Origin of the sequence: Aliiroseovarius sp., from assembly GCF_965228805.1 — a bacterium.
Taxonomy (GTDB): domain Bacteria; phylum Pseudomonadota; class Alphaproteobacteria; order Rhodobacterales; family Rhodobacteraceae; genus JASBTN01.
In genome coordinates, this window is sequence record NZ_CBDDIE010000003.1 from 2,278,425 (window position 1) to 2,293,902 (window position 15,478).

The window sequence follows — 15,478 nt, forward strand, 5'->3', positions numbered from 1 at the left end:
GCGGCCCCCCTTGCCCCAGGGCGTGCAAACCCTCACATAGGGACGCACGCAGGGACCATCAGGTCCGCGGGTCGGAGGGTTCGATGGAAAACACAATGGCCACGCGTTTCATCCTGGCGACCCTGTTTCTGGATGCGGTCGGGATCGGCATTGTCTTTCCGATCATGCCCGACCTGATGGAACGGGTCGGGGCTGGCAGTACGGCGGATGGTGCGGTCTGGGGCGGGGTCCTGATGGCAGCCTATGCGGCGATGCAATTCCTGTTCTCGCCCATCATTGGTGGCATCTCGGACAGTGTCGGGCGACGCCCGGTGCTGCTGCTGGCGCTTGTGGCGCTGACGGTGGATTACATTGTCATGGCGCTGGCCACCACTTTCTGGTGGCTGCTGGTTGGCCGTGTCCTGGCGGGCATTGCCGGGGCAACCTATATCACCGCATCGGCCTACATTGCCGACATCTCTTCAAAAGAAGAACGCGCGGCCAACTTCGGCCTGGTGGGTGCCGCTTTCGGTCTTGGTTTTGTCCTGGGGCCCGGGATCGGTGGGCTGGCGGCCAGTTGGCACATCACCGCGCCTTTCTGGTTGGCGGCGGCCCTTGCGGGGATCAACGTGGCCTTCGGCTTCTTCGTCCTGCCCGAAAGCCTTGCGCCCGAGAAACGCCGCGCCTTTCGTCGCCGGGACCTGAACCCGTTCGGCTCGATCCTGGACGCGCTGAAACTGCCCGGTCTGGCGCTGCCCCTGGTGCTTCTGTTCCTGTTCGAGTTCGCCAACATGGTCTACCCGGTGCTCTGGTCCTTCTGGACCCGCGAGGTGTTCGGGTGGAGCGCCGCGCTGATTGGTATCACCCTGGCCGCCTATGGCGCCAGCGTGGCCTTTACCCAGGGCGTTGTGCTGCGCCACCTGGTGGCGCGGCTGGGGGAATGGCGTACCTTGATGTTCGCTCTTTTCTGCGCCGTCTTTGCCTTCGTTGTCTTTGGCCTGACCGCTTCGGCCTGGGTGCTGTTCGCCTTCATCCTGGTGGCAGCGCTGGCCGACATGGCTCCTCCCACGGTCACGGCAATGATGTCGAACATGGTCGCCGAGGATCGGCAGGGGCTGCTTCAGGGTGTGATCGCCTCGCTCGGCTCCATCGCGGCAGTGATCGCGCCGATGATCGTCACCGGGGTATTCCAGCGCTTTGCTGCCCCCGACGCCGTGCTCTACCTGCCCGGTGCGCCCTTCCTGATGGCGGGGGTCATCGTGCTGGCGACGCTGCCGTTCTTCTGGCGGCTGCGCCTTGACCCGGGAAAGGCGTCCAAGGGTTGAAGACCTGAGGTGTTTCGGGCCATTCTGAGGCTCGGGACGGAACAGGAGCATACGGCGGATGCGTCGAATTCGAACACATAGGCTGGGTGTGGACCAGGGAAGCCAGGTCCTTTTTTCAGATTTCGAACATGACGGCCAAATGTGGACCGGCGAAGGCCCGCGCGAGTTCCGGGTCGGGGTGAGCTTCAAGGACGGCGGTTTTACCGATCTGCCCATTGTGCAGGTCGGCATGTCCATGTGGGACCTGGACCAGAAGACCAACCAGCGCGTCGACATTGCCGCCGAAAATATCACCGAACTGGGGTTCGAGATCGTCTTTCGAACCTGGGGCGACACCCGCGTGGCGCGCGTGCGCGCCGATTGGATCGCCATGGGCGAGGTCGCGGACGAGGAGGATTGGTCGCTCTACTGAGGCCACCAGCCCCGGAACGCAAGACGCCCGCGCTGATCCGCGCGGGCGTTTGCAATTCCGGATGATCGCAAGCTTACGAATACATGCCTTCGTAAAGCGGCTCCAGCGTGCCGTGATCGAACAGCGACGAGACCGAGGTGCCGCCCCAGATGTTCAGGATCGCCTGGCCAAACATCGGCGCCGTGGGCACGATGCGGATGTTTTCGGCGTTCTTGACCGGGTCGGTCGGTTCGATCGAATCCGTGATTACCAGGCTCTTCATGACCGAGTTCGACACGCGCTCGACCGCAGGGCCTGACATGACACCGTGGGTGATATAGGAATGCACCTCGGTGGCGCCGTGCTCCATCAGCACTTCGGCGGCCTTGCACAGGGTGCCGGCGGTGTCGCAGATGTCATCGACGATGATGCATTTCTTGCCTTCGACATTGCCGATCACGGTCATCTCGGCGACCTCGCCGGGTTTTTCGCGGCGCTTGTCGACGATCGCCAGCGGGGCGTTGATGCGCTTGGCCAGCTCGCGCGCGCGGGCCACGCCACCCACGTCGGGGCTGATCACCATGACGTCGGACAGGCAGTCCTTGAAGTGATGCTTGATGTCCAGCGCGAAGATCGGGCTGGCATAGAGGTTGTCGACGGGAATGTCGAAGAAACCCTGGATCTGAGCGGCGTGCAGGTCCATGGTCAGCACCCGCTCGATCCCGGCCTCGGCGATCATGTTGGCGACCAGCTTGGCGCTGATCGGCGTGCGGGCCTTGGTGCGGCGGTCCTGGCGGGCATAGCCGAAATAGGGCATGACCGCCGTGATCCGGCTGGCAGACGACCGGCGCAGCGCGTCGGCCATGATCAACAGCTCCATCAGGTTGTCATTCGCCGGGTTCGAAGTGCTTTGCAGCAGGTACATGTCCTCGCCGCGCACGTTTTCGTAAACCTCGACGAAGATCTCGCCGTCGTTGAAACGCTCGACACGGGCGTCGACCAGGCCCATGGCCGTGCCGCGATGCATCGACATGCGCTTGGCAACGGAGCGCGCCAGCGGTTGGTTGGCGTTGCCGGAAATAAGTTTCGGTTCAGTGATGGAAGGCATGGCAGCAGTGTCCCCGGGCTGGTCCATATGACAGAATCGTGACGTTGACACCCCATACCACCGGGATAGGTTTCGGGGAACCGCTCACGCGCAAACGGGGAGGCAAAATTGGCCCATATCGACTATTATTTCACAGTGCTCTCGCCCTGGGCCTATCTGGCCGGGGACCGGATGGAAAAGATCGCCGCCAAACATGGCGCGACGGTGACCTACAAACCGCTGGATATCATGGCTCTGTTTCCGCGCACCGGGGGGGCGGCGCCCAAGGATCGGCACTCCTCGCGGTTGGACTACCGGATGCAGGAGCTGAAGCGCTGGCAAAAGGCGACCGGACTGCCGTTGACCTTTCAACCGGCCCATTGGCCGACCAACGCGGCCCCGGCCTCCTATGCAATCATCGGCGCCCAGGTGGCGGGCGGGGGCAACACTGGCGCGCTGGTGCAGTCCGTGCTGCGCGCCTGCTGGGCCGAGGAGAAGGACATTGCCGAGGACGCGGTGATCAAATCCTGCCTGGAAAGCGCCGGCTTCGACCCCGCGCTGGCCGACACGTCCCTCCTGGCCGGCGCCGAGACCTATCCGCGCAACCTTGAGGACGCTGTCGCCGCGGGCGTCTTCGGCTCGCCCACCTATGTGGTCGATGGGACCGAGGTGTTCTGGGGCCAGGACCGCCTGGACATGCTCGACACATTCCTGGCCGACGCCTGATGGCGGGGATCGAGACGCGGGCCGGGCATCGCATCTGCTGGACCCACGAGGGCACGGAAGGCGCGCGCCGCGCGGTGATGATCCACTGTTCGCTGGCCCATCGCGGCGCCTGGCGCGGCGTGCAGCGGCAGTTGCAGGACCACTTGTCGATGCGCGCCTTCGACCTCCCGGGTCACGGCGAAAGCGGCCCCTGGGATGGCGAGACGGAGTTTCAGGACGTGGCCGCCGAGGTCACCGAGAGCCTGATCGACGGAGGAGCCGACCTGATTGGCCACAGCTACGGCGCGACCATCGCCCTGCGCGTGGCGCAGATGCACCCCGAGAAGGTGCGCAGCCTGACCCTGATCGAACCGGTGATGTTCCACCTCACCAAGGGTCAGCCGATCTATGACGCCTACCACGACGAAATCGCGCCCTGTTTCAATGCCTTGTGGCAAGGGGATACGATGCTGGCGGCCCGTCTGTTTAACCGCGTCTGGGGCGCCGGTGCCCCCTGGGACGAGGTGCCAGCCGCCCATCAACAGGCCATGGCCGCCCGCATGCACCTGATCGCGGCTGGCTCGGCGGTGACAGACGGAGATGTGAATCACCAGGCCGCCCCCGGCGCCTTGGAGGCCGTTGCCTGCCCGGTCCTGCTGATCGAAGGGGCGGGGTCGCCGCCGATCGTCGCGGCCATTCACGACGTCTTGCAGAGCCGCCTGCCGGAGGCCTCCCGCGTGGTGGTCGAAGGCGCGCGGCACATGGTGCCGATTACTCACCCGCGTCAGGTGGCCGCGGCGATCTCTGACCACATGGGACTGGTCCGGGCGCGGGCGTAACGCTCCCGTCCGGCTTTGCCCTTGTCGGGCACACCCGGTTGGGCGTAGCCGTTTTCCGGACCGGAAAATTCGAATTTTCCGTTGTTCTGCACGCAGTTATCCGCGCACCAGCTCGACGAACTGATCGACATTCTCATCCGTCGCGGACCAGTCGCAGACCATGCGCGCGGTCAACTCCTCCTGGGGGTCGGAGCCGTCAAGTTGACCCTCCCAGATGTAGTATTTCGCCCCGGCCTCATGCAGCCGCTGGTGTCCCGCGCGGGTCCATCCCGCAAAGCTCATGTTGGCATCCGGTTCGTGCAGAAACCGCACCCCACCGGTGTCACGCAACCCCTCGCACAGCCGCGCGTTCGCCGCATTTGCCTGGCGTGCCAGCTGCAACCACAGCCCGTCCTCCAGATAGGCCGCCATCTGCGCCGACAGGAACCGGTGTTTGGAAAACAGATGCGCCCCCCGTTTGCGGCGCAGCTCGAACTCCCAGGCCAGTTTCGGATCGAACAGCACCACCGCCTCGACCCCCATGCAACCGTTCTTGGTGCCGCCGAAGCTGAGCACGTCCACACCGGCCTTCCAGGTCATCTCGTCGGGGCTGGCGTTGGTGGTGGCAAGCGCATTGGCAAACCGCGCCCCGTCAAGGTGCACGGGCAGGTCGTAACTCTTCGCGACCTCGCTCAAGGCACTGATTTCACTGACGGAATAGACGGTGCCCCGTTCCGTCACATTGGTGATCGACACCGGCCCGCGCTGCGGCCCATGCACGCCGCGCGTCTCTTCGCCCTCGATCCGGGTGCGCAGGGCGTCGGGCGTCATCTTGGCGTCGGGCGCGTCGACCAGGGTCAGCTTCGCGCCGCCCATGTAGAACTCGGGCCCGTTGCATTCATCTTCGTTAATATGGGCCTGGGGGGCACAGAAAACCGTCTGCCAGGGCTGGGTCAGCGTGGCCAGCGACAGCACGTTTGCCGCGGTGCCGGTGGCTACAAGGAAGACCTCCGCCTCGGGCGCTTCAAACGTTTCACGGACCTGATCGCGCACCCGCTCCATCGGCCCGTCGACCCCATAGGGCATGTCATAGCCGTCATTGGCGGCGACCAGCGCCTGCATGATTTTCGGATGCACCGGGCCGGTGTTGTCGGAAGCAAAAAACATCAGTGATCCTCGTCGATTAGATGGTCTTCCCAGTCTTCTTCCGGGACCTCGTATTCGGGAATTGTCCACCCCTGGACCGAGCGCCCTTCGCGGTGAATCCGTTCGGCATCGCCGCTGATCAGCGGGTGCCAGTCGGGCAGGGCCTTGCCTTCGTAGCGCAGCCGATAGGCGCAGGAGGATGGCATGAAATAGCGGCTCGTCTCGATGTTCTCGGGCGTGAAGACGATACAGTCCGGCACCAGGGAGAGACGGATATCATATTGAGAACATTGACAGGTTTCTCCGTCCAGCAGGCGGCAGGCCAGCCGGGTAAAGACAACCTGGCCGGTCTCTTCATCCTCCAGCTTGTTCAGGCAGCACTTGCCACAGCCGTCGCAAAGCGCCTCCCATTCGGGGCGCGTGAGCTGGTCCAGGGGCAGGTCCCAGAACTTGGGGCGAAGAGGCTTTTTCATCGGGGCAGATTACGCACGGTGCGCGAAAAGGAAAGGGGTCACAGACCGGCGAGGATATCGCGCGCACGGGCGCAGTCGGCGTCCATCTGGGTGATCAACCCGTCCAGACTGTCGAACACCTGTTCCGGACGAAGGTAATCCACCAGCGCTACTGACAGATGTTCGCCGTAGATATCCCCTTTGAAATCAAAGATATAGCTTTCGATATTCGGTTGGTTCTCACCGAACATGGGACGCGTGCCCAGGCTGGCCGCGCCACCGTGTTCGCCCGCATGGGGGCCGGTCAACACGTCGATCTTTACCGCGTATACGCCGAACTTGGGCAGGTGCAGACCCATCAGCGACATGTTCGCGGTGGGGAAGCCCAGGTCGCGGCCGCGTTGGTCGCCGCGGATGACCTTTCCGTCGATCCGATGCAGGTGACCAAGCATGTTGGCCGCATCCTGCGGGCGGCCATCAGACAGCGCGTCGCGGATCGCGGTGGAGCTGACCTCGCCCACGTCGAGCTTCATCAGCGGAGCCACGGTCACGCCGAATCCAAGTTTATTTCCAAGGGCTTGCAGGTCATCCGGGCTTCCCGCCCGGCCCTTGCCGAAATGGAAATCCGCGCCCACCACGACGTGTTTCAAACCCAGTCCCTCGACGATCACCTGCTCGGCAAATTCGCGGGGGGAGAGGGCGGAAAGCGTGTCGTTGAAGCTGAGTTCGTAGAGCGTATCGACGCCCAGTTTCTCCATCCGGTGCGCGCGGGTTTCCGCGTTCATCAGGCGAAATGCCGGGGCCTTGGGCGCGAAATACTGGCGCGGGTGGGGTTCGAAACACATAACCCCCAGTGGTGCATTGATTTCATTGGCTTTTTCGCGGGCGAGGTCGATCACGTACTGGTGGCCCAGGTGGAGGCCATCAAAGTTACCGATCGCGGCGGAGGCGCCGCGGTCACGGGCGTGGACGAACTGGAAGTCTCGAACGATCTGCATGGTCAGGGCTTTGCCAAGCCACGCCGAAACTTGCAAGTCTTTAAAGGGTCGCGGGGGGGAATTGGCAAGTTGTTAAACCCCGCAGGGGGCGGGGTTTAAAGACATTAACGGGTGTAAACGGGCGCAATCAGTCGAACTTGCGCGACGGTGCGAGCACCTTTGCCTCACCCTTCAGGACCGGTTTGCCGTCGATCTTGCATTCGGTCTTCAGGGTCACGCGACGCTTCTGGTGGTCGATCTCCATCACCGTGACCTCGGCCGTGACCACGTCGCCCGGACGCACCGGGGCCAGGAAGGACAGCTGCTGCCCCATGTAGATCGTGCCATGGCCGGGCAGCTGTTCACCGATCACGGCCGAGATCAGACCGGCGCTGAGCATGCCGTGGGCGATGCGCCCCTGGAAGATCGTATCGCGCGCGAAATCGTCGTCCAGGTGCACCGGGTTGCGGTCTGTCGAGACCTCGGCAAACAGTTCGATATCCCGATCGGTCACCTGTTTGGTGAGCGAGCGCATCATGCCGATCTCAAGATCTTCGATACAGATCGTGCCACGGGCGTGATTGTCCAACATCTGATCCTCCGGGTAACAAAAGCACCCTTGGGTGCGACGTTCGGCAACATTATTACTTTGCAGTTGCAGAAAATCAAGCCCCGATTTGCCTTATCTCAGGAAGCCAATGGCATAGGTCGGCGTGACCATTTCCTTTTCGATATAGGCAGTTAGCGCCTCGGCTTCCGGTTGCGTGACGGTTTTCGTCTCGGCCGCGGCCAATCCGCCGGTGATCAGAAGAGAATCAATGTCCTCCCCCAACGCCCCGCGAATGTCGGTGTGAATGCCATCGCCCACCGCCAGGATACGGGCGTTGTTGAAATCGCGGCCAAGGGCGGCCAGGCGGCGGTGCGACAGGTCATAGATCGGCGGGTGGGGCTTGCCGACATAGAGGCTCTGCCCGCCCATCTCGGTATAAAGCGCGGCGATGGCCCCGGCGCACCACTCACGGCTCTCGCCCCGGTCCACCACGATGTCCGGGTTGGCGCATAGCAGCGGCAGACCCTTCTGCTTGGCATAGAGAAGTTGCGGGCGCAGGTCGGACGGATCGGCATGGGGATCGAAGGGGCCACAACACACGATCCCCTCGGCGTCCTCCAGGGTAACCTCCTGAATGTCCACGGGATTTTCGATAAGGGCCAGCGGGTCGAAGAAACTGTGATCATGCGCCTCGCCCATGAACCAGACCTTCGATCCGACCGCCCCGGTGAACATCGCGGCGCGGGCCGAGTCGCCTGAGGTGGCGATCGTGTCCCAGCAATCGGACGGGAGGCCCATGGCGGTGAGCTGCGCCTCGACAGAGGCGCGGTGGCGCGGGGCGTTGGTCACCAATACGACCACGCCGCCCTTGGCGCGAAAGGCGCGCAGCGCCGCGACGGCTTCGTCAAAGGGTTCAACCCCGTTGTGCACACAGCCCCAGAGGTCGCAGAACAGCGCGTCATAGGGTTCGGAAATCTCGGCAAGGGACTGGATGATGCGGGTCATTGGGGCCTCGGCTGGCAAAAGTTGCCCCCATCTATAGGGGCTGCGACAGAATTGACCAGTGTGTGGTGCGGGGTGCGGGCCTATCTGTTGGGAAAGGATTGGAGGGTGTGATGGATCGACGTGGATTCTTGATGTTGGGTGGGGCCGCGGGGGTCGCTGGTGTCGGTGTGGTGTCTTTGCTGGCCGGGCAGGGGCGGTCGAGTGAATTGGCAGGGGCGGGTTATATGCATGAGCCCATGTCGGTGGAGGAAATGCGGGCGCGCGGCGCCCTGATCGTCGATATTCGCACCCCGCCGGAATGGGCGCAGACTGGCGTGATCGAGGGGGCAGAGCTGGTGACCTTCGAGGGCACGGGCAGTTTTGCCGGTGCTTTTCTGGCGGCCCTGGGCGACAAGATCGCGGATGGGCGCGAGGTGGTTCTGATCTGCCGGTCGGGCAACCGGACCCAGGCGGCGGCGGGTGCGCTGGCCGGGCGGATCGAGAACAAGGTGACCTCGGTCGAGGGCGGGATGAAGCGGCTGATGCGGGAGGGCTATCGGCCGGTGGCGGTAGAGTAGGTGCTGCACAAGCAGCGCTGCAAGTTTCACTTTTCCAACAAAAAGCCCCGCTGGATCGCTCCAGCGGGGCCTTTTCTTTCAGAAATCCCGTATCAGACCTTCAGGTTCGGAATGATCTGCTTCTTGCGGCTGACGACGCCCGGCAGGACCACGGTGTCGCCCGCGGCGTCCGCAGCGAAGCTTTTTGAAGCGACGGTTTTGACCAGATCGTTCGGCACCAGCAGGGTCGCTTCCTCGTTCAGGATGTCGACGACGAACAGCAGCACCTGGTCGACGCCGTCTTCAGCGGCGACGGTGACCATGCTGTCCATCAGGCTGGCCTTGCGGTCCAGAACGGTCGCGGGCGAGGTGGTTTCCAGCACGGAGACGCGGAACTTGGTGCCGTCGACCTCATATTCCTTCGAGTCCATGCGCAGAAGCTCGGCGTCCGAGAAGGAGGAGACGTCCGACTTGGCCGCGAACATCTCGGCGGCATAGTCCGGGATCGAGATGCCCAGTTCGGTGGCCAGGTGGGTGGCAACCTCGCGGTCACGCTCGGTGGTGGTGGGCGAGCGGAACTCCAGCGTATCGGACAGGATGCAGGTCAGCATCGCGCATTTGATGTTCTCGGGCATCTTGGCGGCGTCGTCGCCCATCAGGTCGAACATGATGGTCGCGGTGCAGGCCACCGGGCGGATGGTGATGTCGATCGGGCCCTTGGTTTCCAGGCCGCCGACCAGCTTGTGGTGGTCGATGATCTGCTGCACGTCGGCGCCGTTGATATTGGCGGGCAGTTCGGCCGGGTTGTTGGTGTCAACGACGACGCAAGCCTGGTCGTCGGCCACGTCCTCGATGATCTCGAGCATGTCGAAGCCCCAGCGGTCGAGCATGAAGGCGGCTTCGGTGTTGGGCTGGCCCAGCAGAACGGGCTTGGCGGGGGTGCCTTTCACCTCGTTCAGGTACCAGGACCAGATCAGCGGCGAGCCGGTCGAGTCGGTGTCGGGGGATTTGTGGCCGAAAACAAGCGTGGTCATGAGGGTCATCCGTATCTGGTCGATTTTGCGCGTCTTATAGGCGCGGGGGCGGGGCTTGTCACGGGTGTTCGCGCTCGCAGAAAGGGGCTAATGTGCCGCCATGGCAGGGATCAAGGAAACCGAACTTTACGCCCCCGTGAAGGCCTGGCTGGAGGGGCTGGGCTATGAGGTCAAGGGTGAGGTCGGCGCGGCGGATGTCGTTGCGGTGCAGGACGGTGCGGAGCCGGTGGTGGTGGAACTGAAGACGGGCTTCTCGCTGACGCTGCTGCAACAGGCCTGCGCGCGGCAGGCGGTGACGGATGCGGTCTATGTCGCGGTGCCCAGGTGGGCGGGCAAGGCCGGGTGGCGCGCCTTCAAGGGAAACACGGGATTGTGCAAGAGATTGGGCCTGGGCGTGCTGTCTGTGCGCCTGAAGGATGGATTTGTGCAAGTCCACGCAGACCCGGGCCCCTATCAGCCACGCAAGTCCAAGCTGCGAAAATCGCGCCTTTTGGGCGAGTTTGCCAAGCGTGCGGGCGATCCGAATGAAGGCGGCACGCGGGGCAAGGTGGTGACCGCCTACCGCCAGGATGCGGAGCGCTGTCGGGATTATCTGGCCGAACACGGGGCCGCGCGCGGGCGGGATGTGGCGAAGGCGACCGGGGTGGAGCGCGCCACGACGATCATGCGCGACAATCACTATGGCTGGTTCGAGAAGGTGGAAAAGGGCGTTTATCGTCTGTTCGACATTACGAGCTGAATATCTGAGAAAATTGATCGGGATCAATTACCCTCCCCGGGCCTCTGCGCTAGACAGGCGGGGAATCGCAAAGGACATCCCATGACCCGCATTGCTCTCGCCGTCGCCATGACGCTCTGCGCCAGCCCCGTTGCCGCCTTCGATACGGTCGAAGACCTGGGCGAGGCGCTGTTTTTCGATGTGAACCTGTCAAAGAACCGCACGCAAAGCTGCGCGACCTGTCATGACCCGGCGGCGGGTTTCGTCGATCCGCGCGGGCCGGTGTCGCTGGGCGATGATGGGGAAAGCTTCGGCGACCGCACCGCGCCCACTGCGGCCTATGCAACGTTCACCCCGGGGTTCCACATGACGGAAGAGGGGATCTGGGGCGGCGGTATGTTCTGGGACGGGCGCGAACCGGACCTGGCCGGGCAGGCGGGCGGCCCGCCCCTGAACCCGATCGAGATGGGCATGCCCGACAAGGCCAGCGTGGTGGAACGCCTGCTGGAGAGCGAGGATTACATTGCGGCCTTCAAGGCCTTCTATGGCGACGCGATCTGGGAGGATGCCGACGGCGCCTACGCGGCGATGACCCAGGCCATTGCGGCCTTCGAAAGCACGGAAGAGTTCGCGCCGTTTGACAGCAAATATGACCGCTTCCTGCGCGGCGAGGTGGAGCTGACCAAGGAAGAGGAATTGGGGCGGCTCCTGTTCTTCTCCGAACAGTTCACCAATTGCAACCAGTGCCACCAACTGCGCACCAGCCCGATTGCGGCGGACGAGACGTTCAGCAACTACGAATACCACAATATCGGCGTGCCGGTGAACGCCGAGGTGCGGGAGATGAGTGGTGTCACGGGCGTCGATTGGGGGCTGGTGAACAACCCCGAGGTGCGCGACCCCAAGGCCGGGGGGCGCTACAAGACGCCGACCCTGCGCAATGTGGCGGTGACCGGGCCTTACATGCACAACAGCGTGTTCGAGGATCTGCGCACGGTCATCCTGTTCTACAACAAGTACAACACGCCGGACCCGGCGCGGCAGATCAACCCGGAAACGGGCGAGCAGTGGCGCCAGCCGGAGATTCCGATGACCCTGTCGGTCGAGGAACTGACCCACGGCCCCGCGCTGGACGATCAGCGGGTGGATGCCCTGGTAGCGTTTCTGAAGACGCTGACGGACGCGCGGTACGAGCATTTGTTGGAGGAGTGAGGGGCAGGTAAGCAAGGGATGCCAAGGGGAAGTAACTTTCCCTTCGCACCGCGTAGCGGGGCGGCGCCCGACCCTCCCCACGGGAGGGCGCTTTTGCAACGTATCAACCCGAACTACCGTTTCGGAAGTTGCTACTAGATCGCCCCACTGAACTGTTTCTAAGCGCCCGCCCAGGGTCGGGCGCCGCCCCGCTGCTTGCGTCCAGGATACGGGTAGTAGTTCCTCTTGCTGCACTGCGGCGGAAAAAGTTCGACCCCATTTGTTGACTCGTCCAAATCCCAGCCCTAACTATGCGCCGTTAGCACTCGCGAAGAGTGAGTGCTAACACCGAATTAACGCAACTGAGCTTAGGGAGTCTCAGACAATGGCATTCACTCCGCTGCATGACCGCGTGCTGGTCCGCCGTGTTGAAAGCGACGAAAAAACCGCGGGCGGGCTGATCATCCCCGACAGCGCCAAGGAAAAGCCGGCCGAGGGCCTGGTGGTCTCCGTCGGTGCCGGTGCCCGTGACGATGCTGGCAACCGCATCGCTCTGGACGTCAAGGAAGGCGACAAGATCCTGTTCGGCAAATGGTCGGGCACCGAGGTCACCGTCGACGGCGAAGAGCTGCTGATCATGAAAGAAAGCGACATCATGGGCGTCCTGTCCTGATCCGCTGACCTTTCAATCACAAACATCCAAAAGAATTCGTAGGAGACAGCATAATGGCTGCCAAGGACGTGAAGTTCGATACCGATGCCCGTAACGCGATGCTGCGCGGCGTCAACATCCTGGCCGATGCGGTCAAGGTGACCCTGGGCCCGAAAGGCCGCAACGTGGTTCTGGACAAGTCGTTCGGTGCCCCGCGCATCACCAAGGACGGCGTTTCCGTCGCCAAGGAAATCGAGCTGGAAGACAAGTTCGAGAACATGGGCGCGCAGATGGTGAAAGAAGTCGCCAGCCGCACCAATGACGAAGCCGGCGACGGCACCACCACCGCCACCGTGCTGGCCCAGGCCATCGTGCGCGAAGGCCTGAAGCAGGTTGCCGCCGGTCTGAACCCGATGGACCTGAAGCGCGGCATCGACCTGGCCACCGCCAAGGTCGTCGAAGGCATCAAGGACATGGCCCGCGAAGTCAAAGACTCCGCTGAGGTTGCCCAGGTCGGCACCATCTCGGCCAACGGCGAAGCCGAAATCGGCCAGCAGATCGCGGACGCGATGCAGAAGGTCGGCAACGAGGGTGTCATCACCGTCGAGGAAAACAAGGGTCTGGAAACCGAGACCACTGTTGTTGAAGGCATGCAGTTCGACCGCGGCTACCTGTCGCCCTACTTCGTGACCAACGCCGACAAGATGATCGCGGAGCTGGATGACTGCATGATCCTGCTGCACGAGAAGAAGCTCTCGTCGCTGCAAGCTATGGTTCCGCTGCTGGAATCGGTGATCCAGTCGCAAAAGCCGCTGCTGATCATTGCCGAGGACGTCGAAGGCGAAGCCCTGGCCACCCTGGTGGTGAACAAGCTGCGTGGCGGTCTGAAAATCGCTGCCGTCAAGGCGCCGGGCTTCGGTGATCGCCGCAAGGCCATGCTGCAGGACATCGCGATCCTGACCGGCGGCCAGGTGATCTCGGAAGATCTGGGCATGAAGCTGGAAAATGTCACCGTCGACATGCTGGGCACCGCCAAGAAGGTCGAAATCACCAAGGACGAGACCACCATCGTGGACGGCGCCGGTGAGAAGGCCGAGATCGAAGCCCGCGTGGCCCAGATCCGCACCCAGGCCGAAGAGACCTCGTCGGATTACGACCGCGAGAAGCTGCAGGAACGCGTGGCCAAACTGGCTGGCGGTGTTGCCGTGATCCGCGTCGGTGGCATGACCGAAGTGGAAGTGAAAGAGCGCAAGGACCGTGTCGATGATGCCCTGAACGCGACCCGTGCGGCCGTGCAGGAAGGCGTGATCGTCGGCGGCGGTGTTGCCCTGGTGCAGGCCGGCAAGGCGCTGGAAACCCTGGAAGGTGAAAACAGCGACCAGAACGCCGGTATCCACATCGTGCGCAAGGCCATCGAGGCCCCGCTGCGTCAGATCGCCGAAAACGCCGGTGTCGACGGCGCCGTGGTGGCTGGCAAGGTCCGCGAAAGCGATGAGACCTCCTTCGGGTTCAACGCTCAGACCGAAGAGTACGGCGACATGTTCGCCTTCGGTGTGATCGACCCGGCCAAGGTGGCCCGGACCGCTCTGGAAGACGCGGCCTCGGTCGCTGGTCTGCTGATCACCACCGAAGCCATGGTCGCCGACAAGCCGTCGAAAGACGGCGGCGCCCCGGCCGGCGGCATGCCCGACATGGGCGGCATGGGCGGCATGATGTAATCACAGGTCCCCAGGACTTGTGATGCGATAGTGCAAAGGCGCCCATCGGGCGCCTTTGTCACGAAAGCCAGCCCGACAGGCGATTGGGCCAATTGGCCCAATTTGCCGAAAGGGTTCACCGCCAGAAACAAACGCAAAGGCGTCCCCCGGGGCGCCTTTGTTGCGTTTGGGGATCGGTTCAGGGTCGGCTGACGCAATACAACCCGCCCGGCGGCACGGCGGGGCAGCGCCCGCCCCGCGCCATTCATGTCTTTCCAGCGCTGCGTAGGCGCGCTAGGCGTGATCCATGCGCCTGATCCTTCTGACCTCCCTCACCATGCTGGCCTTTGCGGCCAATTCGATCCTGAACCGCGCGGCCCTGGCGGGCGGCGAGGCGGGGCCCGCGAGTTTTGCGGCGGTGCGGCTGATCTCGGGCGCCGTGGTCTTGTGCCTGTTGGTGGTGCTCCGCGATCCCGGGCGGATCGGGCGCGCGTTCAATCTGGGCAATGCGGGGGCCCTGGCGCTTTATGTGCTGGGGTTTTCCTTTGCCTATGTGAGCCTGGACGCGGGCGTCGGCGCACTGATCCTGTTTGGCGGTGTGCAGGTGACGATGTTTGCGGGCGCGCTGATCGGCGGAGAACCCGTACCCCGGGCGCGCTGGTTGGGCGCAGGTGTGGCCTTGGCTGGCTTGGCGGTGCTGGTTTGGCCGGGCGGGGCGGTGAGTTTGCCGCCCAGCGGTGTGGCGCTGATGGCGGCGGCGGCGGTCGGCTGGGGGCTTTATTCCCTGCGCGGACGCGGAGGCGCGGACCCGCTGGCAACCACGGCGGCGAGTTTCCTGGTGGCGGTGCCCGCGGGGCTGATCATTTGGGGCGTGCTGCCCGACGGGATGTCATGGGCCGGGGCCGGCTTGGCCGTGACCTCGGGCGCGGTGACCTCCGGACTGGGCTATGCGCTGTGGTACTCGGTGCTGCCGGGGCTGGGCGCGACCCGCGCGGCGGTGGCGCAGCTGAGTGTGCCGGTGATTGCCGCCGTGGGTGGGCTGGCCCTGGGCGAGGCCTTGAGCGGGCGGTTCTGGATCGCGGCGGCGCTGGTGCTGGGCGGCGTGGGACTGTCGCTGAGGCGGGGCTGAGCCCCCGATCCCGGCTCCCACCCTGGCAGGCCCCTGCGCGGGCGGAGGGCGCGTGGCCGCCCACCCCGCCGGGATCGGGGGCTTGA

General features: G+C 63.9%; 17 protein-coding genes. 10 read left to right on the forward strand and 7 right to left on the reverse strand.

Annotation, left to right across the window (positions count from 1 at the left end):
- Window positions 1-83: 83 nt before the first annotated feature.
- Both ACO07D_RS12140 and ACO07D_RS12145 read left to right on the forward strand, forming a co-directional pair.
- Complete coding sequence (locus tag ACO07D_RS12140) at window positions 84-1,304, forward strand: MFS transporter (protein ID WP_421703207.1); 1,221 nt, start codon at window positions 84-86, stop codon at window positions 1,302-1,304.
- Window positions 1,305-1,362: 58 nt separating this feature from the next.
- Window positions 1,363-1,716, forward strand: a complete 354-nt coding sequence (locus ACO07D_RS12145; RefSeq protein WP_421703208.1) for an H-type lectin domain-containing protein — start codon at window positions 1,363-1,365, stop codon at window positions 1,714-1,716.
- Between the two features lie 73 nt (window positions 1,717-1,789).
- On the opposite strand, the gene ACO07D_RS12150 is transcribed toward ACO07D_RS12145, so the two are convergent.
- Complete coding sequence (locus tag ACO07D_RS12150; protein ID WP_421703209.1) at window positions 1,790-2,803, reverse strand: ribose-phosphate pyrophosphokinase; 1,014 nt, start codon at window positions 2,801-2,803, stop codon at window positions 1,790-1,792.
- Window positions 2,804-2,911: 108 nt separating this feature from the next.
- On the opposite strand from ACO07D_RS12150, the gene ACO07D_RS12155 reads away from it, so the two are divergent.
- Window positions 2,912-3,508, forward strand: a complete 597-nt coding sequence (locus ACO07D_RS12155; protein ID WP_421703210.1) for a 2-hydroxychromene-2-carboxylate isomerase — start codon at window positions 2,912-2,914, stop codon at window positions 3,506-3,508.
- A complete protein-coding gene (locus ACO07D_RS12160) occupies window positions 3,508-4,326 on the forward strand; it encodes an alpha/beta fold hydrolase (protein ID WP_421703211.1) in 819 nt (272 codons plus the stop codon). The genes ACO07D_RS12155 and ACO07D_RS12160 overlap by 1 nt, the downstream gene beginning before the upstream one ends.
- Before the next feature lie 96 nt (window positions 4,327-4,422).
- Here ACO07D_RS12160 and ACO07D_RS12165 read toward each other — a convergent pair whose 3' ends face one another.
- The 5 genes from ACO07D_RS12165 to ACO07D_RS12185 form a co-directional block, all read right to left on the reverse strand.
- Window positions 4,423-5,472 carry a threonine aldolase family protein gene (locus ACO07D_RS12165; RefSeq protein WP_421703212.1) on the reverse strand — a complete coding sequence of 350 codons (1,050 nt, stop codon included), beginning with the start codon at window positions 5,470-5,472 and terminating at the stop codon, window positions 4,423-4,425.
- Window positions 5,472-5,924: a YcgN family cysteine cluster protein gene (locus ACO07D_RS12170; RefSeq protein ID WP_421703213.1), complete on the reverse strand. Its 453-nt coding sequence runs from the start codon at window positions 5,922-5,924 to the stop codon at window positions 5,472-5,474. The genes ACO07D_RS12165 and ACO07D_RS12170 overlap by 1 nt, the downstream gene beginning before the upstream one ends.
- Before the next feature lie 38 nt (window positions 5,925-5,962).
- Window positions 5,963-6,901, reverse strand: coding sequence for a bifunctional riboflavin kinase/FAD synthetase (locus tag ACO07D_RS12175; RefSeq protein ID WP_421703214.1), 939 nt, complete (start codon window positions 6,899-6,901; stop codon window positions 5,963-5,965).
- 127 nt (window positions 6,902-7,028) lie between these two features.
- Window positions 7,029-7,472, reverse strand: a complete 444-nt coding sequence (locus ACO07D_RS12180) for a MaoC family dehydratase (protein WP_421703215.1) — start codon at window positions 7,470-7,472, stop codon at window positions 7,029-7,031.
- Window positions 7,473-7,562: 90 nt separating this feature from the next.
- Window positions 7,563-8,435 (reverse strand): TIGR01459 family HAD-type hydrolase, encoded by an 873-nt coding sequence (locus tag ACO07D_RS12185; RefSeq protein ID WP_421703216.1) that lies wholly within the window; start codon window positions 8,433-8,435, stop codon window positions 7,563-7,565.
- A gap of 110 nt (window positions 8,436-8,545) precedes the next feature.
- Between ACO07D_RS12185 and ACO07D_RS12190 the strand changes: the two genes are divergently transcribed.
- The gene (locus ACO07D_RS12190; RefSeq protein WP_421703217.1) at window positions 8,546-8,992 is read left to right on the forward strand and encodes a rhodanese-like domain-containing protein; all 447 of its coding nucleotides are present in this window, start codon (window positions 8,546-8,548) and stop codon (window positions 8,990-8,992) included.
- A gap of 92 nt (window positions 8,993-9,084) precedes the next feature.
- On the opposite strand, the gene ACO07D_RS12195 is transcribed toward ACO07D_RS12190, so the two are convergent.
- A complete protein-coding gene (locus tag ACO07D_RS12195) occupies window positions 9,085-10,005 on the reverse strand; it encodes a manganese-dependent inorganic pyrophosphatase (RefSeq protein ID WP_421703218.1) in 921 nt (306 codons plus the stop codon).
- Window positions 10,006-10,105: 100 nt separating this feature from the next.
- On the opposite strand from ACO07D_RS12195, the gene ACO07D_RS12200 reads away from it, so the two are divergent.
- The 5 genes from ACO07D_RS12200 (at window position 10,106) to ACO07D_RS12220 (ending at window position 15,392) form a co-directional block, all read left to right on the forward strand.
- Window positions 10,106-10,744, forward strand: coding sequence for a DUF2161 domain-containing phosphodiesterase (locus ACO07D_RS12200; RefSeq protein WP_421703219.1), 639 nt, complete (start codon window positions 10,106-10,108; stop codon window positions 10,742-10,744).
- Window positions 10,745-10,825: 81 nt separating this feature from the next.
- Complete coding sequence (locus ACO07D_RS12205) at window positions 10,826-11,935, forward strand: cytochrome-c peroxidase (protein ID WP_421703220.1); 1,110 nt, start codon at window positions 10,826-10,828, stop codon at window positions 11,933-11,935.
- A 364-nt stretch (window positions 11,936-12,299) separates the two neighbouring features.
- The gene (locus ACO07D_RS12210; protein ID WP_421703221.1) at window positions 12,300-12,587 is read left to right on the forward strand and encodes a co-chaperone GroES; all 288 of its coding nucleotides are present in this window, start codon (window positions 12,300-12,302) and stop codon (window positions 12,585-12,587) included.
- A gap of 53 nt (window positions 12,588-12,640) precedes the next feature.
- Entirely contained in the window at window positions 12,641-14,284 is a 1,644-nt protein-coding gene (gene groL / locus ACO07D_RS12215; RefSeq protein WP_421703222.1) for a chaperonin GroEL, read from the forward strand.
- 286 nt (window positions 14,285-14,570) lie between these two features.
- Complete coding sequence (locus ACO07D_RS12220; RefSeq protein ID WP_421703223.1) at window positions 14,571-15,392, forward strand: DMT family transporter; 822 nt, start codon at window positions 14,571-14,573, stop codon at window positions 15,390-15,392.
- Window positions 15,393-15,478: the final 86 nt, after the last annotated feature.